Genomic DNA, 25,291 nt, shown 5'->3' on the forward strand with positions numbered 1-25,291 from the left:
CCGGCCATCCATGGCCTCCGAAATTCCCGGAAAGCCTATCCAGCCAGATGCCCCCAAACGCTGCAGGGGAGTCTATGAAGGCTACCAATCAACTCTTTGACTTTCACCCGGACTGGCTTAGCCATACCCTCGCCAACGCTTCCGCTGATCTGCCCGAAACCAAAACCTCCCTGCCCGATGGCACCCAGGTTTCCCGCAAGGCCAACGGGGTTCTGTGGCTGACGCCACCGGCTGACAGGGCTAACCCGAATCAGGAAGCGCTGATCATTTCTGCCGGTGTGCATGGCAATGAAACGGCGCCGATTGAAGTGCTCAACACGCTGGTGTCGGAGTTGTTTTCCGGGGATTGGTCGCTGGCGTGCCCGCTGCTGCTGATCCTGGGCAACCCTCCTGCCATGGTGGCGGGTGAGCGGTTTCTGGAAGTGAACATGAACCGGTTGTTCAATGGTGCCCATGGCAAACCGGAATATTCCAGGCTTGCGGAGGGCCGGCGGGCTCGGTTTCTGGAGGAAATGTGTCGGCAATTTGCGATGGCGCATCAGGGCCTGGCGTTAAGCCATTATGATCTGCATACCGCTATTCGCCCGTCGAAACGGGAGCGCTTTGCGCTGTACCCGTACGTGGAAGGGCGGTCGGTTCCGGCCGGCCAGTGTGCGTTCCTGCTGGAGGCCGAGGTGGAGACCCTGTTGCTGCAGCATAAGGAATCGACAGTGTTTTCATCGTTCACTGCCAGCACGCTGAAGGCGGAGAGTTTTACCATTGAACTGGGCAAGGTGGAGCCGTTTGGCCGGAATGATCTGCGACGGTTCCAAGGCATTGAGCGGGCCTTGCGCCGGCGCTTCCGGGGCGAGGCAGCACCGGCAGTGCGGCCACCGTTTGATCATCTGACGGTGTTTGAGGTGGTGCATGAGGTGCTCAATACCGGGCCGTCTTTCCGGTTTCATGTTCCGGACGATGTGGCGAACTTCACGGAGTATCAGCCTGGCACGGTGATCTGGGAGGATGATCAGGACGACTACCGGGTCGGAACCGCGCCGGAGGCGGTGGTGTTTCCGAACCGGGCGGTGCCTGTGGGCCAGCGGGTGGGTTTGATGATCCGAGCCAAGGAAGTGTACAGGGCCGGCTCTGTCTGAGCCGCCCTGTACATGACACCAGGTTCAGGCCGGCGAGTTTTCGGGTTCGCCCACCGGCAGTTTGATCAGTTTGGTGCAGACTGACGGTATCACCAGCAGGGTCAGGACCGTCGAAGCCAGCAGACCGCTGATGATGGCCCAGGCCATGGGTGGCCACAGGGTGGAACTTGAGAACGCCAGCGGCAGCAGGCCGGCCACGGTGGTTGCGGTGGTCAGCAGGATGGGCCGGGTACGGCGTTCCACAGCGGTGCGCACGGCATCGGCGATGGCCCGGCCCCGTTCCAGTTCCCGATCCATCACGTCCAGCAGGACGATGGCGTTGTTCACCACAATACCGACCAGGGCAATAACTCCCAGCAGCGACTGAAAACCGAAGGGCGAGCCGGACAGAACCAGCCCGGGAAAGATGCCAACGGTTGCCAGCGGTACGGTCAGCAGGATAATGCCCACCCGCCGGAAGGAGTTGAACTGCAACAGCAGGAAGAACAGCAACAGCAGCATGCCGATAGGTGCCGCGGTCAGCAGTGCGGAGTTGGCACGGTCAGAACCTTCGGCATCGCCTCCCATGTCCAGTCGCGTGCCCGCCGGCAATGGATTCTGTTCCAGGCCCGCATACAGGCCATCCAGCGCCTGGCTGAAGCTGTAGTCTTCCTCCAGATTGGCACTGACCGTATTCACCCGTACCCCGTTGCGCAGGTAAACCGCCGCCGGTTCCCAGGTGGTTTCCACCGTGGCCACGGCCGATAGCGGAATGGCATCGCCCTGGTCGTTGTAGGTATTCACAGATAGCAGGCGCGACAGTGACAACGACGTGCCTTCGCGGGAGCGCAGCACGATGGGTATCGGGTCGTCCTCCTGTCGGTAACGCTCAGCCACAGCACCGTAGCTCTGGCCATACAGGCTCTGGGCAACATCGGCTCGGGTGAGGCCATAGCGGGCGGCGGTGGCGTCATCCACATTGATGGCGATGCTGGGCACACCAATGTCGAGATCATGGCGAACATCCACCGTGCCCTCAACACCCCTGAGAATGGAATAGACCTGCTCGGTGGCTCGGGCGCGGGCGTTGTCGTCCGGATGGAAGATACGGACTTCTACCGGCGCAGGCCGCGGTGGTCCCTGCCCCAGAATCCCGGCGGTAATATCCAGCTCCGGTAGCGACCGGGCAGCCTCGTGGCGGATCCATTTCACCAGGTCGGTGGTATCGGCCAGCGTCGGCGTGCGAACCACCAGCCTTGCCCGGTTAGGCGCCTGTGGCGAGCGCTGCAGATTGTAATAGAACGACGGCCCGGTAAAGCCGACAAAGCGGTGCACTTCCAGTGCCTCGGGCCGGGTCCGAATGGCCTGTTCAAGAACGGCAGCCACTTCAGAGGTTCGGGCCTGATCGGTGCCTTCGGGCATGTACATCTCGACGATGACACGAGGGCGGTCTGCGTTGGGAAAAAATTGCTGGGCCATGAACGGGGTCATGCCAAGGCTGATCACCACCAGCAGGGCGCCGGCGGTAATCAACCGGCCCGGGTGCCGATACACCAGGCCACCGAGGTAGCTGGCCAGGCCGATAAGCCGGTCTTTGTGAATATTTTTCCGGGGCTTCAGAAAACGCGCCGCCAGCAGGGGCACGGCAGAAATTGCCAGCAGATAGCTCACAGAAAGGGTGAGCATGATCATCACCGGCACGCCTCGGGTGAAATCCGCGGCGCCACCCTTGGCCATTAACAGCGGTGCAAAGGCGGCGAGCGTTGTACCGGTAGACGCACCCAAGGGCCCGGCCAGCTCACCGACCGCCTTGCGCAGGGCATCCAGCCGGCGCATGCCCTCATCCAAATGGCCCTGTATGTTTTCCACGATAACGATGGCGTTGTCGATCAAGATACCCAGGGAAATGACCATCCCGATAACGGCAATCTGATGTAACACCCCACCCCCGAGGTCATAGAGCCCCACGCTGATCAGGGCCACCATGGGCAGGATGGACGCCACCAGCAGGCCCATGCGGATACCCATGCCGGTAAACACCACCGCCACGATGATCAGTACCGACAGCACCAGGCTCCAGGCCAGGTCATCCAGCCGGTCAGACACCTTGTCGGGCTGAAAAAACATCTCGCGGAGCTGGTAGGGCTCGAAGTCTGGACGGACCTGTTCCAGCCGTTCCCGGATCCGCTCGCCAAAGCGAATGGCGTCGGTGGAACCTTCCTCCATGATGATCGACAGCAACACCACCCGCTCGCCGTCGAACCAGGTCTCTGGCTGCCGGGGTTCGGCCGGCCCCCGCCATACCTCTGCGGCCGCGGCCAGGGGCACCTGAGAGCCGTCTGGCAGCTCGATGGGTGTGGCGCGAATCGCGTCTATATCTGTGAACTCAGTGTTCGGCAACACTGACAGGCGTTTGCCTTCCACCACCACGAAGCCACCGGGGATGGTCTGGTTGCGCCGGGCCAGGGTGTCGAGTATCCGCTTGGGCGGAACTCCCAGCCGATACAGCGCGGCGTCGTCAAGTGCCAGGGTAATCTGTTCGTCGGCATCCCCTTCAAGTTCAATGCGGGAGATGCCAGGGATATCCAGAAGGTTCTGTTTCAGGCGTTCGGCCACCTCCGAAAGCTCTGTCACGGAGGGTGAACCACCCACAGCCAGCACCACGGCCGGGATGTCGATCAGCCGATCGTCCAGCTCCATCAGGCCCACATCATCAGGGAAATCCTGACGCGCCCGCTCCATGGCCTGCCGAACCCGATCCCAGGCCGAATCGGTGTCGTAGATGCGGTCCCGGAGTTTCAGCCGGGCCAGTGCCACGCCGGTTCTGGCAGTGCCCTGGCTCCAGTCCAGCTCTTCGACCTGGCGTAACTCATCGGTCAGCGGCTGAAGCACCAGGCGCTCAACCGCCTCGGCACTGGCACCGGGATAACTCACTGTGATCATTCCGGCCCGGTATGGAAAACTCGGATCTTCCTGACGGGGCATGGTGCTGTAGGCGGCAATGCCGAGCAGACAGAGCATGGTCACCACCATGCCCAGCAAGCGTTGATAATTAAGCAGTCGGCGGGTCATCAGCGCACCTCCACGGTGTCACCATCCACCAGCCGGGTCATACCGGCATACACCACCTGATCTCCCGGGCTCAATGCGCCGGGGTGCACCATCACGCGCTCACCGATGACCCGGTCAACCTCTACCGGAACCCGCTGAGCTATCATATCCTGCACCCGGAACACACTGGTGCCGGTACTGTCGCGAACGACCGCCAGCAGGGGCACGGTAATGGCCGATTCCCGCACCGGGGCAATGCCCACTTCTACCGGCTCACCGGAGGACAGGGAATTTGGCGGCAGGCTGACCAGTACCGGATGCAGTTCGCCACGGATGGAACTACCCTGTGCAATCTCCACGACTGTGCCAGTGGCAGGTTCACGATTGCGGTCCTGCACCAGCCAAACCGGCAACTCCTGACCAATCCGGACATGGCCGAGCAAGTGCGCAGGCACCCGCACTTCCACTTCCCGCCCCAGCGGCGAGGACAAGCGCATGACCGGCTGCCCCGCCCCCACGAACTCATCCCGCTCCACCAGCAATGCTTCCACCTGCCCGGCAAAGGGCGCCTTCAAAACGCTTTCCTCAAGCAGCCTTGTGGCTTCGGCCAGTGAGGCTTCGGCCGTCGCCATGCTTGCCCTCAGCGAATCCCGGCGGGCGGCAATCTGTTCCAGCGTCTGCTCCGAGACCACGCCTCGCTGATGCAACCGGCTGGAGCGTTCCCACTCCCGCTGGGCCTGTTCAAACTGGGTTCTCAGCTCATCCAGGCGGGCAGCTGCGGAATCCCGCGCCGGTTCCAGCGCCGGATTGTACAGACGCGCCAGCACATCACCGGGCTTTACCGTCTGCCCCAGCTCAACCGGGCGTTCCTTCAGCGTCCCGCTGACCTGAAATGTCAGGGTTGCCCGCTGGGCCGCACGGACAATGCCGGAAAACCGCATAGGAATTTCTTCCATCTGGCCACCGGTGACAGCGGATACCCGCACGGCGACCGGCGTATTTTCAGCGTTTTCGCCGGATTCGGTGCCGCCACCGCGGCAGCCGGAGACAGACAGCACGGCCAGCAGCGCACTGGCCAGAACAAACGGAGAGTGACGTAGTGTGAGAGACATAGTGTTCCAGCCCCTTTCCCTGAACAGGTTGATTGTGACCTCCGGTCCATCGGAGGTTGCCCATTGTTTCGGACATCATGTCACTCTTTGACAAATTGTCAATAATCGGCTTTCATCGGTTTTCAGTTATCATGCAGCCAAAGCCGGAAAGCTCAGGATCACAATGAATGAACCGCTGAAGTCACGACGGGAACGGGAAAAACAGGCCAGGTACGACGCCATTCTGGACGCCGCCGAACGGGTGTTCTCAGAAAAGGGCTACGACCGCACCTCCATGGACGACATTGCGCGCACGGCCAGCCTGAGCCGGGCGCTGCTCTATGTTTATTTCAAGGATAAGGCCGCCATCCAGCGAGGCATCATGCTACGGGCGGGGCAGGATCTGGTGACCCGGTTTGAGCGTGCCATGCAGGCAACCGATACCGGGCTCGGGAAAATCCGGGCCATGGGTGAGGCTTACTATCGTTTCTTTGTGGAAGCTCCGGACTACTTCACTGCCCTGACCAAGGCTTCCACCGCCATCGCTGATGCGGAAGAAGACCAGGCCAGGGAGATGCTGTGTTCAAAGAACGAACTGATGGTGCTGATGGAAGCGGCGATTCATCTCGGCCTTGAAGACGGCACCATCAGCCGCGACCGCATACAGTCGCCGGCGCAAACCGCACTTTACCTGCGCGGTGCCCTCCATGGAGTGATCATGCTGTGCCAGGCAGAGTCAACCCAGGCTCAGGAGTTTCCTTCCGAAGCACTGATTCGCCACACCATGGATATGCTGACCCGCTCTATCTCCAGCCAGCCGGTACACTGAACCGGTAAGCCCTACAGCTGAAAATCGTAGATGCTGCCGAGACCAAGAATACCGGTCAGCTCATCCAGCGCTTTTCGCACTTCCTCCAGCAACATCGGGTCGGCCAGATCCTGCTGGCTGAGCTGGTCGCGGTAGTGGGCTTCAACCCAGGAGGTCAGTCGCTCATAGAGCGCATCGGTCAGGATCACACCCCGGTTGATAGCGTGCAGCTCGTCGTCGTTGAGCACCACCCGTAAGCGCAGACACGCAGGCCCGCCACCATTGCGCATGGATTGTTTTACATCAAACACTTCTACTGCGGTGATGGGCGTATCGGCTTTCACCAGTTCATCCAGATAGCGGCTGACCGAGGCCACTTCCCGGCACTCACCGGGTACCGCCAGCAGCATGCCGTCTGCGGTATTCAGAAGCTGGCTGTTGAACAGATAGGAAGCCACCGCATCTTCGATGGGCACCTGCGCTGATGAAACACGCACGGCTTCCAGCTCGGCACCGGTCAGGCGCTCCTGAATGTCTGCCAGTACCCGGGCTTCATCAAGAAAAGCCTGCTCGTGATAGAACAGGCAATTGCCATTACCGACCGCAATCACATCGTTGTGAAACACGCCGGCATCGATAGCCGCCGGATTCTGCTGGGCAAACACGGCATGGCGATCGGTCAGGCCATGCAGGCGGACAATGGCGCGTGACGCTTCCAGGGTCTGGCGCGCCGGGTACTTGCTTGGCGCCGGAGCGGATTCATTGAACGCGACCTGACCATACACAAACAGCTCAACGCCCGGCTCCCCGTACCGACTGCACAGGCGGGTGTGGTTGGCCGCGCCCTCATCACCAAAATGACTGACTGACGGCAGCGCCGGATGATGTGCAAAGTAGCTTTCGTCACCAAAGATCGCCTTCAATGAACGACCCGTTACCTGGTGCTCAATGGAGCGGTGGAACTTGGCACTGAGATTGGCCGGGGTGAAGTGCACCCGGTGATCCGCGGTGTCAGCACTGGGGGAAACGGTGGCCGCGTTCGCTGTCCACATACAGGACGCCGACGACACCGCCGCCAGAATCGCAGGATCGGCTTTGGCTACGGCTTCCAGAATCTGGCGTTCATTGCCCTCAAAGCCCAGTGCACGAAGAGTGGGAATGTGCGGGCGCTCGTGGGGCGGCAGAATGCCCTGCACATAGCCCCGGTCCGCCAGCCGCTTCATTTTCGCCAGTCCCTGGAGTGCCGCCTCCCTGGGGTTGGCCACCACATTGACGTTGGATTTTGAGGCCACATTGCCCCAGGACAGCCCGGCGTAGTTATGGGTCGGGCCCACCAGGCCGTCAAAGTTTGCTTCTACCGCATGCTTAACCATGGCAGCTGTTCCTGTCAGTCAAAATTCAGGCCCGGGGCCAGGCTGTCCGGTAGCTCGCTCTTGCCGGCTTCCAGAGAGGCCATCGGCCAGGAACAGTAGTCGGCCGCATAGTAGGCGCTCGGGCGATGGTTACCGCTGGCACCGACACCGCCGAACGGTGCGGCACTGCTGGCACCAGTGAGGGGCCTATTCCAGTTAACAATACCGGCACGCACTTCCTCCACCAGGCGGTTGTAGAGTTTGCGGTCATCGCTGAGGATGCCGGCAGACAGCCCGTAGCGAGTGTTGTTGGCAAGCTCCAGAGCCTCATCGAAGCCTTTGTAGCGATACACCGTCAGCAGCGGGCCGAAAAACTCCTGGTCTTCCAGCTCTATCCCGGTCGCATCCACAATTCCCGGCGACAACAGACCTGTATCGGGCTTGAGCTGTTTCATTTCCAGCAGCGAGGTCGCACCCTTCTCCAGCATCGCAGCCTGAGCCTTGAGTAGCTGGTCTGCCGCATCGGCAGAAATCACCGAGCCCATAAACGGCTGCGGGTCAGCATCGAATTCCGCCACGGTGATGCGGGCCGCCACTTCCACCAGCCGTGCCAGAAATTCATCGCCTTTCTTGCCTTTGGGCACCAGTAGCCGGCGAGCACAGGTACAGCGCTGTCCGGCCGAAAGGAACGCGGACTGCAGTGCGTGGTGCACGGCGCCATCCAGATCTGACACATTTTGAACAATCAGAGGGTTATTACCGCCCATCTCCAGCGCCAGGATTTTTTCCGGCTGGCCGCCGAACTGTTCGTGCAGCAGGTGCCCGACGGTGGAACTGCCGGTAAAGAACAAACCGTCAATCAGCGAGTGGCGGGCCAGGCACTTGCCGGTATCGGAACCGCCCTGAACCAGATTGATCACCCCATCCGGCAGACCGGCTTTAGCCCAGAGCCTGACGGTGAGTTCCGCCACCCCCGGGGTCAGTTCACTGGGTTTGAACACCACGGTATTGCCGGCCAGCAAGGCCGGCACAATGTGCCCGTTGGGCAGATGGCCCGGGAAGTTATAGGGGCCAAACACGGCGACCACGCCATGGGGGCGGTGGCGCAACACCGCATGTCCGCCAGCCACGTCAGATTCAGTGTGCCCCGTACGCTCGTTGTAGGCTTTCACGGAGATCGGAATTTTGCCCATCATGGCCGCCACTTCGGTGCGGGACTCCCAGAGAGGCTTTCCTGTTTCCAGGCCGATCTGATGGGCTATTTCTTCCTTGTTGGCCTCAAGCAGTTCCCCGAAGACCTCAATCACCGCCTGGCGTTCTGCGAGACTTTTCCGGCGCCAGGCCAAAAACGCCTTTCGAGCTTCCCGAACCGCTGCGTCCACATCTTCGAGACTGGCAGCATTGCCATCCCAGACCGTTTCACCTGTTACCGGCTGCACCGATTCAAAGGGCGCTCCGTGGCCTTGCAGCCAGAGCCCGTCGATGTACACATTGCCTGTCAGGTTTGCCATTATTTACCACCTCCCGGTTCGGAATTGTTTGGCCGGATCGGCGACAAAGCCCCCTCCTTCAAGGGGGCAATACGCACCGGATCACCCGACTCCACTAAAAGAGCCTCCGCCAGCACTCTAGGAATTTTGACAGTGTCAGGCCCGATGCAGTTCATAGGTATGGTGGTTACCCGAAAGTCCCGGAACGACCGGTTCGAGATCATCACCCGTTGCTCTGGCGGCACATCCAGATCCATGCTGTGATTGACCACCATGGCGTGCCGGTTGACCGCTTCCCGGACCGTACGAATGTTATGGACAAAGGCCTCAACCACAGGCCCGCCATCGAAGATATCCACCATACCGTTGAAGTTAAAACCCTCGGCCTGCAGCATTTTCAACGCTGGCCGGGTGTTATCGTGCACCATGCCAACGACCGCCCGCGCAGCGTCTGGCAACATCGGCAGGTAGATGGGGTATTTCGGCATCAGTTCAGCAATGAACGATTTATTGCCGAGCCCGGAGAGCATGTCGGCCTGGCTGAACTCCATGTCAAAGAACTTGCTGCCCAGGGCGTCCCACAGGGGGCTTTTGCCGTCTTTGTCCGAGACCCCACGCATTTCCGCGAAAACTTTGTCGGAAAAACGTTTGCGAAAATCGTCCAGGAACATAAAACGACAGCGAGACAATAACAGGCCATTACCACCGCCCTGATACTCGTCGGAAAGCAGCAGTGAGCAGATTTCGGTGGTGTCGGTCATGTCGTTGGACAGGTTCAGCGTGGGCGTGCGCACATGCACACCCAGCTCTTTCGATGCATTGACCGTGACACTCAGCCGGTAATTGTAGAACACTTCTTCCAGTCCAACTCGGGCCTCGATGCCACTGATGCCAACGGTTTTTCTGGCCCGGATATCTTCCAGCGCAAACAGGTACAGGGCCGCTTCCGGCGCGCAGCGTTGATTGAAGGATTCACGGGCGCGGTCAATCTTGCGCTGAAGCAGTTCCCGGTCGGCGGGCAGTGTGGTCAGGCCTTTGCCGGCCTTCTGGGCCATGGCATAGAGGTCTTCCAGATCGTCAGACTGAAGCGGGCGGATCACCAGCATGTTACGCCCTCCCCTGTATTTGCATGCTCATAACGGTGAAATCCTTACCGGGTCGCCAGCGCTGCTTTCCAGGCCATGCCAGGTGGTCACCGGCACTTTCACATCATCCGCCAACGTTTCTGCCACCGGGGTCAACAGGCAGCGGAAGTGCTCACCTTCGCCGGCGCTGATCAGGCAGGTTTCGCCATCGTCCTGGTGGCTGCCGTGCAGTGTTTTGGGCTGACTGGTCACCAGGGTTTTCAGGCTGTCGGTGCGCACTTCCATCACCGGTCCGCCGTCAAAGATATCGACGTAGCATCCGGGCTGAAAACCTTCGCGCTGGAGTAGCTGATAGTTGGGTTCGGTCAGCGGGTGTGGTTGGCCGAGGGCTTCCTGAGCCTCGGTACTGAGCAGGGTGACGTACACCGGGTTCGGCGGCATGAGTTCGGCAATAAAGGTTTTGCTGAGCTGGCCGGAATATTGATCGGCGGTTTCAAAATCCATGTTGAAGAAATGTCGCCCCAGGCTGTCCCAGAAGGGCACGCTGCCGTTTTCGTGCTGTATGCCCTGGATTTCAACCACCGTTCGGTTGGTGAACCATTCCCGGTGGCTGGCAATGAACATCATTCGGGCCCGGGATAGCAGCTCGAATACCGGGGTGTTGCGGTGTTGTTCTTTCAGGGTGAAGGAGCACAGCAGGGTCAGGTCTGTGAGGGCGTGGCTCGGGTACAGGACTTCGACACGGCGCGAGACGTTGAGTTCGTGGGAGGCGTGGATGAGGTAGTCGCGCCGGTAATTGTAAAATGGCTGGCCATTGCCGGCGCGGCTGTCGATGCCTGCGGTGCCAGCGATTTCGCCGGTGTCGGTGTTTTCGAGTACGAACAGGAAGCGGCGCGGGGTGCCTTCGGGGGCGTTGTCGGCCAGGGAGGCCCGGGAGTGTTGGATTTTCCGGGCCAGGGTTTCTTCGGTTTTGGGCAGGGTGGACGATAGCCTGGCGGTTTGGGCGCCGGCTATGTCCAGGATTTGTTGCAGGTCATCCAGTTTGGCTGGTCTGACTCGCCACATGGTGCGCTCCTCTATCGAACCATCAGGATTTTTGGAGCAGGCTCGCCCGCCCCTGGAACTGGGCTCCCCTTCCGGAAACCGCTACAAGCTCCCCTCCGGGGTCCGGCCCACAATCGCAGATTGTGGTCGTTCGGCTGTCGCATGAAGCTTTGCTTCATAAGCGCTCGGCCGAACCCCTGTGCGCTTCTCTCCGGCCATCCATGGCCTCCGAAATTTCCGGAAGGGGAACCCAGCCCCAGGGGCTAAATTTTACTTAGCCGTGATCTTCTTCACTGCAGCTTCAAACCTTTCCAGCGCTTCTTCAATATCCGTTTCCGGAATGATGAGCGAAGGCGCCAGCCGCACCACATTGGCTCCGGCCACCAGCACCATCACGCCCTCATCCAGGCCGGCGTTCAGGAAGTCTTTGGCCTTGCCCTGCCACTGTTCGGTCAGCACACAACCCAAGAGTAGACCAGCACCGCGAACTTCGGAGAACACGCCGTAGCGCTCGCCGATGTCCATCATGCCTTTGCGCAGTTTTTCGGAGCGGGCTTTGACGCCCTTGAGGATTTCCGGCTGGCTGACGGTGTCGATGACTTTCTGGGCCACGGCGCAGGCTAGCGCGTTGCCGCCGTAGGTGCTGCCGTGGGTGCCTACGCCCAGGCTGGCCGCGACTTTGGCGGTGGTCAGCATGGCGGCAACGGGGAAGCCGCCGCCCAGGCCTTTGGCGCTGGAGAGGATGTCCGGCGTTACGTCGTACATTTCGTAGGCGTACAGGTGGCCGGTGCGGCCTACGCCGCTTTGGACTTCGTCGAACACCAGCAGGGCGTTGTGTTCGTCGCACAGCTGGCGCAGGCCCTTGAGGAATTCGGGATCCGCCGGCAGTACGCCGCTTTCGCCCTGGATGGGCTCAACCACCACGGCACAGGTTTTATCCTTGGAGATCAGCGCCTTTACCGAGTCCAGGTCGTTGAAATCTGCGTGATGGATGCCGCCCGGGGCCGGTTCGAAGCCTTCGAGGTACTTGTGCTGACCGCCCACACTGACGGTGAACAGGGTGCGCCCGTGGAAGGCGTTTTTGAAGGAGATGATTTCATGCTTCTCCGGGCCATAGTGTTCCCACGCATAACGACGGGCCAGCTTGAAGGCGGCTTCGTTGGCTTCGGCACCGGAGTTGGCAAAGAACACCCGTTCAGCGAAGGTGAGATCGCACAGGGTTTTGGCCAGCCGCAGAGCGGGCTCGTTGGTCATGACGTTCGACAGGTGCCAGATTTTTTCTGACTGTTCCTGCAACGCTCCCAATAGCCCCGGGTGGGCATGACCCAGGCTGGTGACGGCAATGCCGCCCTGCAGATCCACAAACTCTCGGCCTTCCTGATCCCACACGCGGGAGCCTTCGCCTCGCACCGGGATGATGGTTCCGGGGGCGTAGTTGGGCACCATGACTTCATCAAAAAGTTCGCGGGAGACAGGTTCTCTGTTCATGGATCTCTCTCTGAGTGGATGGATTCCTCCCCATAATACGCCACTCAGGGCATAAGAACAGCCGGTTGTGTTATAGCATGTAACTCGATGATGCGATGGTGGTTTCGTTCCTTCCCCAGGAGCGCTTTGATGAGCAGCTTGTAGGAATCCAGATCGAAGGTGACCGGGTCTTCCCCGGGCTGATAGTCGTGCAGATCGGCCACGGTGCGCTGATCGCTGTGCAGCGTGTCTATGTGGATCCAGTTCCAGATGATGAGCCAGTCCGTGCGCCCGTTATCCGGGTTTTCTTCGGCCAGGGCGACAGGGCCGGGCCAGGGCCAGGTTTTCAGGCGCAGGTTATGAAAGGCAATCTGCATGCGCAGGTTGAATCGGGTGACGTCTTCCGCGCCTTCACAGGCACCTTTGCACCGCCCCAGGGAGCGTTGAAAGCATGGCCCCGGGCCCGCCGGCTCCAGTCCCAGGAGTTTGCCGCACAGGTCGTTTTTGCTGGCGATGCCCCGCAACGCACTTAGCGCGTCCCGCTTGCTGCGAAACAGGCCGAAGTAATCTCCCAAACGGTCTGGCGTGATGGTTCTGGCCAACCCGGCATTCAGGTAGCCGGCGTTGTCCGGGTGGAGGTCGATGCTGACCAGGCTTTTGGCTGCCCGTGAGCGACGGTTGTAGAGCGGGCTCAGGCTCTTAATCTGTTTGAGCTCCAGCAACAGAGCGCCGAGCTCACCGGCGGTTTCAGTGTACTCCACCCGGCGCAGGCTTTCGGACAGCCGGATTCCACGGCTGCTCTTATGATCGCCGGAAAAATGCGAGGCCACCCGCTGTCTAATATTGGTGCTTTTGCCCACGTACAGCAGCACATCGTTATCTCCATAAAACCGGTACACACCGGGCCCCGCCGGCAAATCAGCGAGCATTTCCGCGGGTACGTTGGAGGGTGTGCTGGGGCGCTGGAGCAGGCGGTTGATGGTGGCACCAACGGTGTCTTCGCCCTGCTCAAGCAAGGTGTGTTCAAAGAACGCCAGCATGGCAGTGACATCACCCATGGCCCGGTGGCGCTCAACGGCTGGTAATCCGTGCCGGGCGATCAACGCATCCATGTTGTGGCGTTCGGCCTCCGGATAGAGCGCCCGGGAAAGTCGAACGGTGCAAAGCACCCGGGCACTGAACAGACGCCCCAACCTGCGGAATTCACTTTTGATAAAACCGTAATCAAAGCGTGCGTTATGGGCGACAAAAATGCACCCGTCCAGGTGCCGCTCCAGCTCGTCGGCAACGGTCTCAAAACGAGGGGCACTCGCCACCATGGCATTGGAGATACCCGTCAGTCGTTCGATGAACCCGGAGATCCGGGCTTCCGGGTTCAGGAGCGTTTGCCACTCCCCCACAACGGCCCCGTTACGCCAGAAGCGGATACCAATTTCGGTAATCCGATCCCGCTGGGCATTGCCGCCGGTGGTTTCAATATCGACGAAGGCAAACGTAGGTTCAGATAGCATCTCGTGTTTGAAAGTCATCTTGCCCATTACGACCAAAGTACTCCTCCGGATGCCACCATGACTGAATCGAAGGCCTATAGACATTCGTCTAAATAATCACCGATTCTGTTTGAATTGTCATAGATTCGTAACTACTTTGTCTGTGGGTCCAACAACAATAAACGTGTGGAGACAACAACAATGCAAAGCAACAAATTAAGAATGGCAATTCGTGCGACGGCTACGCGCGACTGACTGCCACTTACGATATCAACGAAAAGATCACCGGTGACAACAGTACTCTGGCTGGTGATTTCTCAATGGTTGACGGCTCTGACAATGAAGGTCATTTTGACGCTTCTGCCACACAAAGCCGTATTGGCGTGAAGGCAACTCTGCCGCAAGACTTCAGGATTACCGTTGAAGGTGACTTCGCCAGCGGAGGCAATTTCCGCCTGCGCCACGCTTTCGGTGAGTATAACGGCATCCTCGCCGGTCAAACCTGGTCAAACTACAACAGCTTCACCGGCAATACGCCGACCCTGGACTTCAACGGCAGCGCCGGCTGGGCAGGCTACCAGCTTCGCACAGCTCAGCTTCGCTACACCACGGGCGGACTGTCCGTTGCCCTGGAGGATCCAAAAGGATCTATCGATGACACTACGGAAGAAAAAGACAGCATGCCCGCTGTCACTGCCCGCTATGAGGGCTCCGCGGACGCTCTGTCATTTGCTGTAGCAGGCCTGGTCAAGCAAAACGCCTATGAGGATGAAACCGCGGATGCAGACGACTCCGCCATGGGTTACGGCATGTTTGGCGCTGCCAAATTCAAGGCTTCAGACATGGTGTCTATCCAAGGCGCCCTGAACTACACAGACGGCGCCAATGCCTATCTGTACCAGTCCGGTTCAGCTGATGCCTACCTCGACGGTGAAGACCTCGAAACCATCTCAGGCTACGGCGCTTCAATCGGCACCAGCTTGTCCCTGGGCAACGGCCGCAGCGTCAACCTGACCTACGGTATGGTGGAACTGGATGTTGAAAATGATGGAGACGAAGAAACCCGCTCCAACATCATTGCCAACTACATGTGGACGCCGGTCAAGAGCGTGATGATGGGCGTTGAATACCAGTACTGGAAAACCGAAACCAAAGGTGGTGACAGCGAAGACGCTAACCGCCTGATGTTCGCAGCACAGTACAACTTCTGATCCTTCCTATCAGAAGTTAACTCAGAATTACCCCGGCTCCGGCTGGGGTTTTTCGTTCCAGGATGGTGCGCCGGCACCATTCCTGCTCAGCTCTCACCTTCCAGCTTCAAAGCCAATTATTCCTTACTTAACATTTTCATAGACTTACCTTCAGTCAAAAGATTTGGCATGACCAATGCAAAAGCCTTGATACGCTGGCGACAGCGAACTCGCATTCCTATCGCAACGACGTGAGGTAACGCCATGAAACTCGCCAAAAACCAAAACCTGTTGTTCGAACTGACCCAACCTGCAGAAGCCTGGGCCATGCAGGATCTGCACGATTATTTCGACTGGATGTTCTTTGCCAACTGACGCGCTTTCAGTCTGACTGTTGTTTCGGTCAGACTGAACTCCAGCCATAAAAAAACGGGCTGCTCCCACAGGAGGACAGCCCGCTTAAGTTTCTCCCCAGCCCTCAGAAGAAGGCCTGGATTCCGGTCTGTGCCCGCCCCAGAATCAGGGCATGGACATCGTAGGTGCCTTCATAGGTATTCACCACTTCCAGGTTCACCAGCTGGCGGGCCACCCCGAATTCATCGCTGATGCCGTTACCACCAAGCATGTCCCGGGCGAGCCTGGCCACATCCGCCAGAGGCCAGTTTGGGCAGGTATATCTGGCGGGTTTCTTCGTTGCCGAATTCGTAGATGGGCACCATCACCAAGGAAGATTGCACGCTCATCATTGAACGGTAGCCGGAATCTACCCGCTCGATCTCCCGGGCGATCAGCCCATAGCTCACATAATTGAGGCCACTGCCGCCGTACTGCTCCGGCAGGGTGGCACCCAGCAGGCCGTTCTCGCCCATTTCACGAAAGATAGCAGGATCGGTGTGTTCATTACGGAAGGCCCGCTAAACATCACACATTCCGGCACTGACAGGCACAGCAATGTGACATCACAATCCGGGCCATATAAAATTTCGAAGCATTGAAGCAAGAAGCTTCTCTCAGCCATTGATAAGGAATGTCACCATGAGCAATCTGGCCCACAGCCGCCTTTCAGACGGCCCTCCCTGCACCTTCTGTGATTTCATCGTCGCTGTGCTTGGCAGCAAGCACAGCCAGGAGCAACGCCCGGTGGTTTTTCAGACGGCAGAAGCCCCGTTCCCCGGGGTTGAACGGCGCCTGCCGGATGGTATCCAGAAAAGTTATCTGCGCGAGGTCAGCAATGCGGAATCCGCCCTGCACATCTGGCCCTGGCGCAACCAGCCCGCCAGCCGGGCGGTGCTGGAAGTGGATGCAGAATCCGGCGCGCCGATTCACCTTCCGCTCACGGATGCTCCGGCGCCCGAAAGCATCCATTCCGAAACCACCGCCAACATCCTGATGCCCACCGTGCCCATGGCCTGGGTGCGGGGAATGAATCACGAAGGCAAGCACCTGACCTGGCCGGCTCTCGCCCGCCCCGGGTTTCTGTATCTTTTCCGCAACGGCACGCTCTGGCGAGAGCTGCAAATCGCCTGGGAAGGCAACCGGCCGCAATTCTGCGACGTAAGGCTCGCGGACCATCGCACGGAAGACGGACAATTTACCGAAGACCGCCGCCCCGCCGTGGGCAAACCGCTGGCCGATGTGTGGGTACCCGTGCGCCTTGACGGACAGGATCAGTCCCTTGAAGCCGCCTTCAGCGAATCTCCCCTCTCTGCGGCACGGCTGAATTGCCTGCAGAGCGATTCCGGGCTTCGACATTACCGGTGCAGCCAGTTCCGGGAGCTTTACCCCGCCGACCAACCCCAGATGGGCTTTGCCCGCTGGCCAGATGCCGCTAAACGAACCGTCTTCCGATTAGACAAAGTTGAAGCACAAAGGCCCAGGGCACCCGCCAAAGAATGGCAGTTTGAGCGGCCCTGGGAGTACCTGGCCGATACCACCGGAACCTACGCCGGCAAAGCACTGGATATGGCGGCTAGCCTTTATGAAGAGTGGAATGCCGGTGAGCGCACCGAGCCCCTGGCCCCCTTCGAACACCCCGAGCCGGCCGCGCTCGGCATTGCGATTCAAAAAGATCTGGACCGCGCTAGCGAAACCCCAGCGAAGCGGCCATTCAGCTACGATGAGTGGCGAACCAGCGATTGCCAGACAGACGCCCTTGAGGATTTGAGAAACCGGGGCGTTTGCGGCCTGCGCATTGAAGATCATTTTTACGAGATGCGGCACCAGCAAGCACGCATCAACACGGCGCGCCATCTGCTGGCACTGTGTGCCGAGAAAGCCCGCAGGCATCCGCAACTGGAAAACGCCCTCCTGGTGAACCAGCTCATCCTGCCTGGGCGAATTGGGCGCCAGAAGAACCCGCTGGCCAAATACAGCCTGGCGCTGCCCTCCAGTGGCCGGCAAAAGATTCGCCGGATACTGATGACCGAAGAGCGCACCCTGGGCCAACACTACCTGACCCTGGCCCAGGCCGAACTGCTGCAATGCCTGAAACGCCAGCCCTATCAACAAGCCCTGGCGGACCTGTTCAGCACCGAAGGCTTCGACTATGCCGGCGCTTTCCGTTGCGCCGGGCATTTTATCAGCGACACCCTGGAACCCGCCTGCAAGCAAGACCCACTGGACCCGGAACACAGCCAGCCCAGCCCGGACAGCGACGGCAAAATCTGGGTAAGATCACTTTGTACCGAACAGGCAGCCGCCAGTGCCTCGCGAGAGGAAGTCTCTCTCGCCCGCATGTTGTGGCCGCAAACCACACCAGACAGCCAAACCGAACCTTACCAGCCCCCGGAAACACCCGAACCCAACGATGGCACGGGTGTATTCCGGGGCGCCGCCCTCGCCGCCCTGGAAAAGCTGGATTTGCCGGAGGATTTGAGCGAAATACTGACGGTGGAAGGACTGCGTCTAGCGGATGACATTCAAAGCGGCGCACTGACCACACTGATGCTAGCGGGCATGAACTCCGGCATGAAGGCATTAGACAGCTCGCACAGTGAACTGCACCAGTCCATCCGTTCCGCCATGGCCGCGCTGGAGAACAACGACCGACAACTCCAGAACCTGACTGACGAACAAACCCGCCTGGCCCAGCGCCGCGCAGCCCTGAAAGCCGAACACGACGCGGCCAGCCGGGAATGGATGAAGCGCAACAGCGACCAAGCATTCAGGAAAGAACAGGCCGCCGCCAAAGCCCTCAAAGACTTCGATGACGCCAGTGCGCGGTTGGAACAGCAACACGCCCAAACCCGGCAGGCTATCCAGCAGCGCCTGATGGCTCAGCGCATTGCGGCCATGGCGAACCCGATGGAAGGTATACGCCGCGCCATGCCGGAAATGCTGCCCGATTTACGGCAAATGCCCCTGAGCGACGCCATTGCCCAGGGCAAATACGTACTCGGCCTGGAAGACCTGGGGCCAGATGGCGCACGCTATAACCCGGAAACACCCGCCGCAGGCAAGGCCCTGGTTTGGGTTTTGAGCCGGGACAAGCCCACCACCCAGGCTATCCAGGCACTGACCCGGGCCGAGAATCAGCTGACCCTGGCACGCCGGGCCCTGGCCGAAGCCAATGGCAACCATGAAGAACTCAGGGCGAAGTTGCAGGCGGCCCAGAGCCGGTACAATCAGGTGGTCGACGAACTGAAACAGACCGGCGGCCGGATTCGGGATATCAACGCGGAGATTCGCAAGCTGGAGAGCGAAGCGAAGGCACACCGGGTGGACCTAAACGCTGCCGAGCGAAGCCGGTTGCACCGGGTGCTGAATACACCGGCGTTGCCGTTGGTCGTGTTGGCTATTGAGGCGGTTAATGTGGCGAATGCGTTTGATACGTTTAACGAAACCACAAGAACACGAGGGCTTAGCCGAGCGGTAACGGGGTCAGGCACATCTCTATTTGGTGCGGCCTTCGCGAGTATTTTATTGGCGGAGAGGTTTGCTAATGAAGCTCTCAAGCGAAGCATTGCTGCTGCTCTCAGCTATGAGTTCGAGCATCAAGCTGCCACCGCTATCGCCCAATTTTTCGGTGCAAAAGCGTTGACCGTAAAAATGCTGCTCGGCGGTATTGGAGGCCTGGCCCTCACAGGCGTCAGCCTGTCTGACACCATTTATGCAATGAATACCGGCGATCAGGCAGCGCTCGGGCATGGAATCGTAACCTTAGGGGGAGTTGCAACAACGCTATCTGCGATGATTCCAGCCCAACTCACTCTACTAGGCATGGGTCCTCTGGGTTGGGCCGGCCTCTGCCTGATCCTTGGGGGTGCGGTACTTGTCGCACTCTATGAAGACGAACCCATAGAGAACTGGCTGAAGAATGGACCTTTCGGCGAACACAACGGCTTACCGCATCTCCAAGGCGACAACAACGCCCTGGAAGCCTGGTACCGGCTGGTGTACTTGCTCTCTCAGGTGCGAGTAACCCTATCCCCGATTCCGGAAATTACCCGCGTAGCGCTGAAACGCCAGGGGTTGGACAATCATGATCTTGCCCAGGCAACACACCTCATCCGCCTGGAAACCAATTTACCGGGCTTGACCGGCTTCACGGAACAACAAATGACGTTCAAGCTTCAACTACTCAGCCACCGAGTTAAACAGGATAGCAACCACTCGGTTCCATTGGCCTCTCAGCCGGTTCCAGACACCGAAATGCACAGATACATTCTCCGGGAGGGCGCCACGCCGGATGGTTACGAATACATCGTCAGAACACCCTCTCCCCATACGGAAACGACCAAGTTTCTTCGCATACCGCTCAGCACTCACAATGTGAGCTACTCCTGGCATCCAAAAGCCCAAGTTCGCCTGGAAACCGGCATCCGGGGACTCGCTTTTCCGGCACCGCCACCCAAGGATTCAACTATTTTTGACACCAAAGATAATGAACATACGGAGCCGGACTTCAGTGATAAAAAGCAGCTTTTCTGGGTCAACGAATTCAGCAACTCGGGAGCCACGGGATGACAACGGATAAACCTGCATCGGGATATTACGGCGCGGAAGCCTATAACTCCGAGCACCTCCCCCAGCAGAAGCGCCCGGCACCGGGCGCCAACCCGGCACTGCCCTGGTTTAACCGAAAAGCCGATCGAAAATTACCTTGGGGCCACACAGAAGATGTCGTGCCACAGATCATTCGACGGCGAAATCGTCCCGAAATGCTCCGGAAGTTCGAGAAAAACCCGACCCCGTTTGGAGACCTGCAGAGCCATCAGCGCATTGACCATGAATGCTATCGCCATGCGACGGCGGCACTAAGAACTCGTATCCTTCTATTATTTAGCGCGTTTGGTCACCCTATACTCATCGCTATTGTTTCAATTCCGATGCTCATTGCCGTTGGAATTGCCTATTACCACAAACCCAGCAGCACGGATCACGTTGACTATTTCATCCAGATTCTATGGGCGCTTTCCTGGGTATTTGTTCCCCTTTTCGCCTGCAATCTCATCCCCACCGCCCTGTTCAAACTCTTCCCCCGGCAGCTCATCAAGCCGGACAAGGGCCCGTTGTGGGAACTCAATCGTCGCACTGGCCTGGTAACGGTGTTTCACTACGATAAAAAAGGAGTTTGGGGCAAAACCGGTCAGCCAGAAGAAGACTCCGCCCCGTTTTACGAGTTCGATGCCTACACCTCCAACGAATTGATCCACGGCGGCGGGGTGGTGCACACCCTGTACCTGGCTCACCGGTACCGAAACATCCTGATCCCCATCGGCACCCTGATCGGCAAAACCAACCCCGAGGAGTGCTACGCCCTGTGGGACATGTTCCAGAACTTCATGGACACCAGCCGGCCACTGCCGGACATTCCCCTGTGGGAAGAGCATCGCGCCAATGACCCGGTTACCGCCGAACACGACCGACGAACCAATCGCCCGCCCCGTTACTGGCGGGACATGGACAACGACACCTGGAAACAGAAAAACGACGAGATGGCGCTTCAGGTGCTGCGGCTGAACACCCCGGGGCGGCTGGATATCATGAGGAATAGTTGGGTGTCCTCACCAAGGCCTCGGCGACAGCGGCCCGTTGCCTCACGGCAGGCCACTGAGTGAACGTTTTGGGAACCACGGGATGACAACGGATAAACCTGCATCGGGATACTACGGCCCGAAAGCCTACAATTCCGAACAGCTTCCCCAGCAAAAGCGTCCGGCACCGGGTGCCAACCCGGCCTTGCCCTGGTTTAACCAAAAAACCGACCGGAAGCTGCCCTGGGGGCACACAGAGGATGTCGCACCACAGATCATTCGACGGCGAAACCGTCCCGAAATGATCCGGAAATTCGAGAAAAACCCAACCCCGTTTGGAGACCTGCAGAGCCATCAGCGCATTGACCATGAATGTTACCGAGCCGCCAATGCTGCCTTGAGAACTCGAATTCTGTTGTTCATCAATGCTTTTGGCAATCCAGTAATCATTGGTTTCGTAGCCATACCCATGCTCTTCACTTTGGGAGTTTATTATTACGATAAGCCAGCAAGTGTTGGCCATCTTGATTATCTAGCGGACTGGGCCTATTTCGCGGCATGGGTATTTGGCCCCCTCATCGCCTGCAACCTCATCCCCACCGCCCTGTTCAAACTCTTCCCCCGGCAGCTCATCAAGCCGGACAAGGGCCCGCTGTGGGAACTCAATCGCCGCACTGGCCTGGTAACGGTGTTTCACTACGATAAAAACGGCACCTGGGGCAAAACCGGCCAGCCGGAGGAAGAAACCGCCCCTTTCTACGAATTCGACGCCTACACCTCCAACGAACTGATTCACGGCGGCGGGGTGGTGCACACCCTGTATCTGGTCCACCGGTACCGCAACATTCTGATCCCCATCGGCACACTGATCGGCAAAACCAACCCCGAGGAATGCTACGCCCTGTGGGACATGTTCCAGAACTTCATGGACACCAGCCGGCCACTGCCGGACATTCCCCTGTGGGAAGAACATCGCGCCAATGACCCGGTCACCGCAGAACACGACCGGCGAACAAACCGCCCACCCCGTTACTGGCGGGATATGGATAACGACACCTGGAAACAGAAAAACGACGAGATGGCACTTCAGGTGCTGCGGCTGAACACCCCGGGACGGCTGGATATCATGCGGAATAGTTGGGCGCACTCACCAAGGCCTCGGCGACAGCGGCCCGTTGCCTCACGGCAGGCCACTGAGTGAACGTTTTGGGAACCACGGGATGACAACGGATAAACCTGCATCGGGATACTACGGCCCGAAGGCCTACGATTCCGAACACCTCCCCCAACAAAAGCGCCCGGCACCGGGCGCCAACCCGGCACTGCCCTGGTTTAACCAAAAAGCCGACCGGAAACTGCCCTGGGGCCACACAGAGGATGTGGCCCCTCAGTCTTATCGGACGGATTATTCTCCAGCGATGCTCAGACGTTTCGAGAGAGAACCAAATAATTTCGCCAACATTGATTTCCACCAGCGTATTGACCAAGAGCGCTATCGCCATGCGACGGCGGCACTAAGAACCCGTATTCTTCTATTCTTTAGCGCGTTTGGTCACCCTATACTTATCGGTATTGTTTCAATTCCGATGCTCATTGCCGTCGGAATCGCCTATTACCACAAACCCAGCAGCACGGATCACGTTGACTATTTCATAGAGATCCTATGGGCGCTTTCCTGGGTATTTGTTCCCCTTTTCGCCTGCAATCTCATCCCCACCTCCCTGTTCAAACTCTTCCCCCGGCAGCTCATCAAGCCCGACAAGGGCCCGCTGTGGGAACTCAATCGCCGCTCTGGCCTGGTGACGGTGTTTCACTACGATAAAAACGGCTCCTGGGGCAAAACCGGGCAGCCAGAAGAAGAGTCCGCCCCGTTTTACGAGTTCGATGCCTACACCTCCAACGAATTGATCCACGGCGGCGGGGTGGTGCACACCCTGTACCTGGCTCACCGGTATCGCAACATCCTGATTCCCATTGGCACCCTGATCGGCAAAACCAACCCCGAGGAATGCTACGCCCTGTGGGACCTGTTCCAAAACTTCATGGACACCAGCCGACCCCTGCCGGACATTCCCCTTTGGGAAGAACACCGCCCAAACGACCCGGTTACCGCCGAACACGACCGGCGAACAAACCGCCCACCCCGTTACTGGCGGGATATGGATAACGACACCTGGAAACAGAAAAACGACGAGATGGCGCTTCAGGTGCTGCGACTGAGCACCCCAGGGCGGCTGGATATTATGCGGAATAGTTGGGCGTATTCACCAAGAACACACCGGCAGCGTAAGGCTTCACCAGAGTAGATACCATACGCCAGCCACAAACGGCGGCCCGACCAGGGCATCCGGTGGAGGCCAAAGGCAGGAACGAATCTTATGCAGCAAATTGATATAGGTTTGGCCAGACTCAACGCAAAGACGAGAAAGCCGCCCCGCCACTAAGAAGCTACGGAGCGGCCCTCGACTCAGGACTACAACAACAGGGTACGAATGTCCCCCAGCAGCTGCGTCAGCAGGTTGGTAAACCGGGCAGCATCCGCTCCGTTCACCGCACGGTGGTCGTAAGACAGCGACAGCGGCAGCATCAGCCGCGGCTGGAACTCCTTACCGTCCCACACCGGTTTCATGGAGGCTTTGGACACACCCAGGATCGCCACTTCCGGCGTATTCACGATCGGCGTGAACGCTGTGCCGCCAATGCCGCCCAGGCTGGTGATGGTAAAGCAGGCACCCTGCATTTCTGCCGGCTTCAGCTGCTTGTCCCTCGCCTTCTGGGCCAACTCGGCGCTTTCGGCCGCCAGTTCCCACAGGCCCTTCTGGTCTACATCCCGGATCACCGGAACCATCAGGCCGTGTGGTGTATCCACCGCAATGCCGATGTGGATGTACTTCTTGCGCACCACCTCTTTGCGTTCCATGTCCAGAGACACGTTGAACTGAGGCAGTTCCGCCAGCGCGGCAGCGCAGGCCTTGAGCAGGAACGGCAGCGGGGTCATCTTCACACCACGCTTTTCACCGGCAGCTTTCTGGGCCTTGCGGAAGTCTTCCATTTCGGTGATATCGGCATCGTCGAACTGGGTCACGTGAGGCACGTTCAGCCAGCTGCGCTGCATGTTGGTGGCGGTGGCCGCCATCATGCGGGACATACCTTCACGCTCGATCTCACCGAACTGGCTGAAGTCCGGCAGCTTCACTCCCGGAATGCCAGAGCCAGTGGCTACGCCACTGCCCTGCTGGGCCTGCTGCAACTGGCTCTTCACGTAGGCGTGCACATCGTCTTTCACGATCCGGCCTTTCGGGCCTGAACCTTTCACGCGAGTGAGGTCTGCACCCAGTTCCCGGGCCAGTTTGCGCACGGCCGGGCCGGCGTGGACCTTGGTGCCAGGTGACGGCGGCTCGTAGGTAGAGCCCTGCGGCTGAGGCACAGATTCCTGCTTGCCCTGTTTTTGCTCCGGTTGGCTTTCCTGGCTATCTGCCTGGGCGCTGTCACCGGAGTCTGCAGAGTCTTCCACTTCACCACCATCGTCTTCGATGGTCATTTCCAGCAGGTCTGAACCTTCGGAGAGCTTGTCGCCTTCCTTCACCAGAATCTTGCCGATCTTGCCCGCGTAGGGCGATGGAATTTCCATGGTGGCCTTGTCGGACTCCACTGTTACCAGCGGATCTTCCTCACCAACCGTATCGCCTTCAGCCACGTTGATTTCAATCACCGGCACATCTTCAAAGCCATCCAGCGAAGGCACTTTCACCACTTCGGTGCGAGAGCCGCCGGACTTTTTCCTGGGCGCCGGTTTGCTGTCTTCGGATTTGGCCTCGGTTTTACTTTCTGCTTTCGGCTCGGGCTCGTCGGATTTGTCGCTGCCGTCGTCGTCCGAGCCCCCAGCATCACCGCTGGCGGCCAGCATGCCGATCACGTCGCCCTCTTTCACCTTGTCACCCACTTTCACTGTGATTTTGGTGATCTTGCCGGCCGCAGGTGCCGGCAGTTCTACCGAGGCTTTGTCAGACTCAACGGTCAGAATCGGATCTTCTTCTTCAACCGAATCCCCTTCACTGACGATGATTTCGATGATCTCGACTTCATCAGCACCGCCGAGATCGGGAACCTTGATTTCCTGTTCACTCATGGCGGTC

16 protein-coding genes and 1 pseudogene are annotated in these 25,291 nt (G+C 59.0%); 7 read left to right on the plus strand and 10 right to left on the minus strand.

Annotated elements, in window-relative coordinates; translation table 11 throughout:
• The first annotated feature begins 74 nt into the window (after positions 1–74).
• Positions 75–1,133, plus strand: a complete 1,059-nt coding sequence (astE, locus tag Q675_RS32095) for a succinylglutamate desuccinylase (protein ID WP_023011620.1) — start codon at positions 75–77, stop codon at positions 1,131–1,133.
• A gap of 24 nt (positions 1,134–1,157) precedes the next feature.
• Here astE and Q675_RS32100 read toward each other — a convergent pair whose 3' ends face one another.
• The gene (locus Q675_RS32100) at positions 1,158–4,184 is read right to left on the minus strand and encodes an efflux RND transporter permease subunit (RefSeq protein ID WP_023011621.1); all 3,027 of its coding nucleotides are present in this window, start codon (positions 4,182–4,184) and stop codon (positions 1,158–1,160) included.
• Positions 4,184–5,275, minus strand: a complete 1,092-nt coding sequence (locus tag Q675_RS32105; protein WP_023011622.1) for an efflux RND transporter periplasmic adaptor subunit — start codon at positions 5,273–5,275, stop codon at positions 4,184–4,186. The genes Q675_RS32100 and Q675_RS32105 overlap by 1 nt, the downstream gene beginning before the upstream one ends.
• 163 nt (positions 5,276–5,438) lie before the next feature.
• Between Q675_RS32105 and Q675_RS32110 the strand changes: the two genes are divergently transcribed.
• Complete coding sequence (locus Q675_RS32110; RefSeq protein ID WP_023011623.1) at positions 5,439–6,083, plus strand: TetR/AcrR family transcriptional regulator; 645 nt, start codon at positions 5,439–5,441, stop codon at positions 6,081–6,083.
• An 11-nt stretch (positions 6,084–6,094) separates the two neighbouring features.
• Here Q675_RS32110 and astB read toward each other — a convergent pair whose 3' ends face one another.
• The 6 genes from astB to Q675_RS32140 all read right to left on the minus strand — a co-directional run bounded on the left by astB (position 6,095) and on the right by Q675_RS32140 (position 14,029).
• Positions 6,095–7,435 (minus strand): N-succinylarginine dihydrolase, encoded by a 1,341-nt coding sequence (gene astB, locus Q675_RS32115; RefSeq protein ID WP_023011624.1) that lies wholly within the window; start codon positions 7,433–7,435, stop codon positions 6,095–6,097.
• Between the two features lie 14 nt (positions 7,436–7,449).
• Complete coding sequence (gene astD, locus Q675_RS32120; RefSeq protein ID WP_023011625.1) at positions 7,450–8,925, minus strand: succinylglutamate-semialdehyde dehydrogenase; 1,476 nt, start codon at positions 8,923–8,925, stop codon at positions 7,450–7,452.
• A complete protein-coding gene (gene astA, locus Q675_RS32125; protein ID WP_023011626.1) occupies positions 8,925–10,010 on the minus strand; it encodes an arginine N-succinyltransferase in 1,086 nt (361 codons plus the stop codon). Before astA ends, astD begins: the two co-directional genes overlap by 1 nt.
• A 27-nt stretch (positions 10,011–10,037) precedes the next feature.
• Positions 10,038–11,054, minus strand: a complete 1,017-nt coding sequence (locus Q675_RS32130) for an arginine N-succinyltransferase (protein WP_023011627.1) — start codon at positions 11,052–11,054, stop codon at positions 10,038–10,040.
• A 249-nt stretch (positions 11,055–11,303) separates the two neighbouring features.
• Positions 11,304–12,521, minus strand: coding sequence for an aspartate aminotransferase family protein (locus tag Q675_RS32135; RefSeq protein ID WP_023011628.1), 1,218 nt, complete (start codon positions 12,519–12,521; stop codon positions 11,304–11,306).
• 44 nt (positions 12,522–12,565) lie between these two features.
• Positions 12,566–14,029, minus strand: coding sequence for an exonuclease domain-containing protein (locus tag Q675_RS32140; RefSeq protein WP_031211563.1), 1,464 nt, complete (start codon positions 14,027–14,029; stop codon positions 12,566–12,568).
• Between the two features lie 230 nt (positions 14,030–14,259).
• Here Q675_RS32140 and Q675_RS32145 point away from each other — a divergent pair, with 230 nt between their 5' ends.
• On the plus strand, positions 14,260–15,201 hold the full coding sequence (locus Q675_RS32145) for a DcaP family trimeric outer membrane transporter (protein WP_264673085.1): 942 nt from the start codon (positions 14,260–14,262) through the stop codon (positions 15,199–15,201).
• A gap of 457 nt (positions 15,202–15,658) precedes the next feature.
• On the opposite strand, the pseudogene Q675_RS32150 reads toward Q675_RS32145, so the two are convergent.
• Positions 15,659–16,091: pseudogene (locus Q675_RS32150) on the minus strand (acyl-CoA dehydrogenase family protein); the annotation flags it as partial.
• Positions 16,092–16,215: 124 nt separating this feature from the next.
• Between Q675_RS32150 and Q675_RS32155 the strand changes: the two are divergent.
• Genes Q675_RS32155 through Q675_RS32170 form a run of 4 tightly spaced genes read left to right on the plus strand, consistent with a single transcriptional unit; the run spans position 16,216 to position 23,461 of the window.
• Complete coding sequence (locus Q675_RS32155; protein ID WP_023011633.1) at positions 16,216–20,145, plus strand: hypothetical protein; 3,930 nt, start codon at positions 16,216–16,218, stop codon at positions 20,143–20,145.
• Positions 20,142–21,239, plus strand: coding sequence for a hypothetical protein (locus tag Q675_RS32160; RefSeq protein WP_023011634.1), 1,098 nt, complete (start codon positions 20,142–20,144; stop codon positions 21,237–21,239). Before Q675_RS32155 ends, Q675_RS32160 begins: the two co-directional genes overlap by 4 nt.
• Before the next feature lie 19 nt (positions 21,240–21,258).
• Positions 21,259–22,356 (plus strand): hypothetical protein, encoded by a 1,098-nt coding sequence (locus Q675_RS32165; RefSeq protein ID WP_023011635.1) that lies wholly within the window; start codon positions 21,259–21,261, stop codon positions 22,354–22,356.
• A 19-nt stretch (positions 22,357–22,375) separates the two neighbouring features.
• Positions 22,376–23,461 carry a hypothetical protein gene (locus Q675_RS32170; RefSeq protein WP_023011636.1) on the plus strand — a complete coding sequence of 362 codons (1,086 nt, stop codon included), beginning with the start codon at positions 22,376–22,378 and terminating at the stop codon, positions 23,459–23,461.
• Between the two features lie 167 nt (positions 23,462–23,628).
• Here the strand turns inward: Q675_RS32170 and aceF are convergent, their stop codons facing one another.
• A complete protein-coding gene (aceF, locus tag Q675_RS32175; protein WP_023011637.1) occupies positions 23,629–25,284 on the minus strand; it encodes a dihydrolipoyllysine-residue acetyltransferase in 1,656 nt (551 codons plus the stop codon).
• Between the last annotated feature and the right edge of the window lie 7 nt (positions 25,285–25,291).

It is taken from the genome of Marinobacter sp. EN3, from assembly GCF_000475315.1.
Classification (GTDB): Bacteria; Pseudomonadota; Gammaproteobacteria; order Pseudomonadales; family Oleiphilaceae; genus Marinobacter; species Marinobacter nauticus.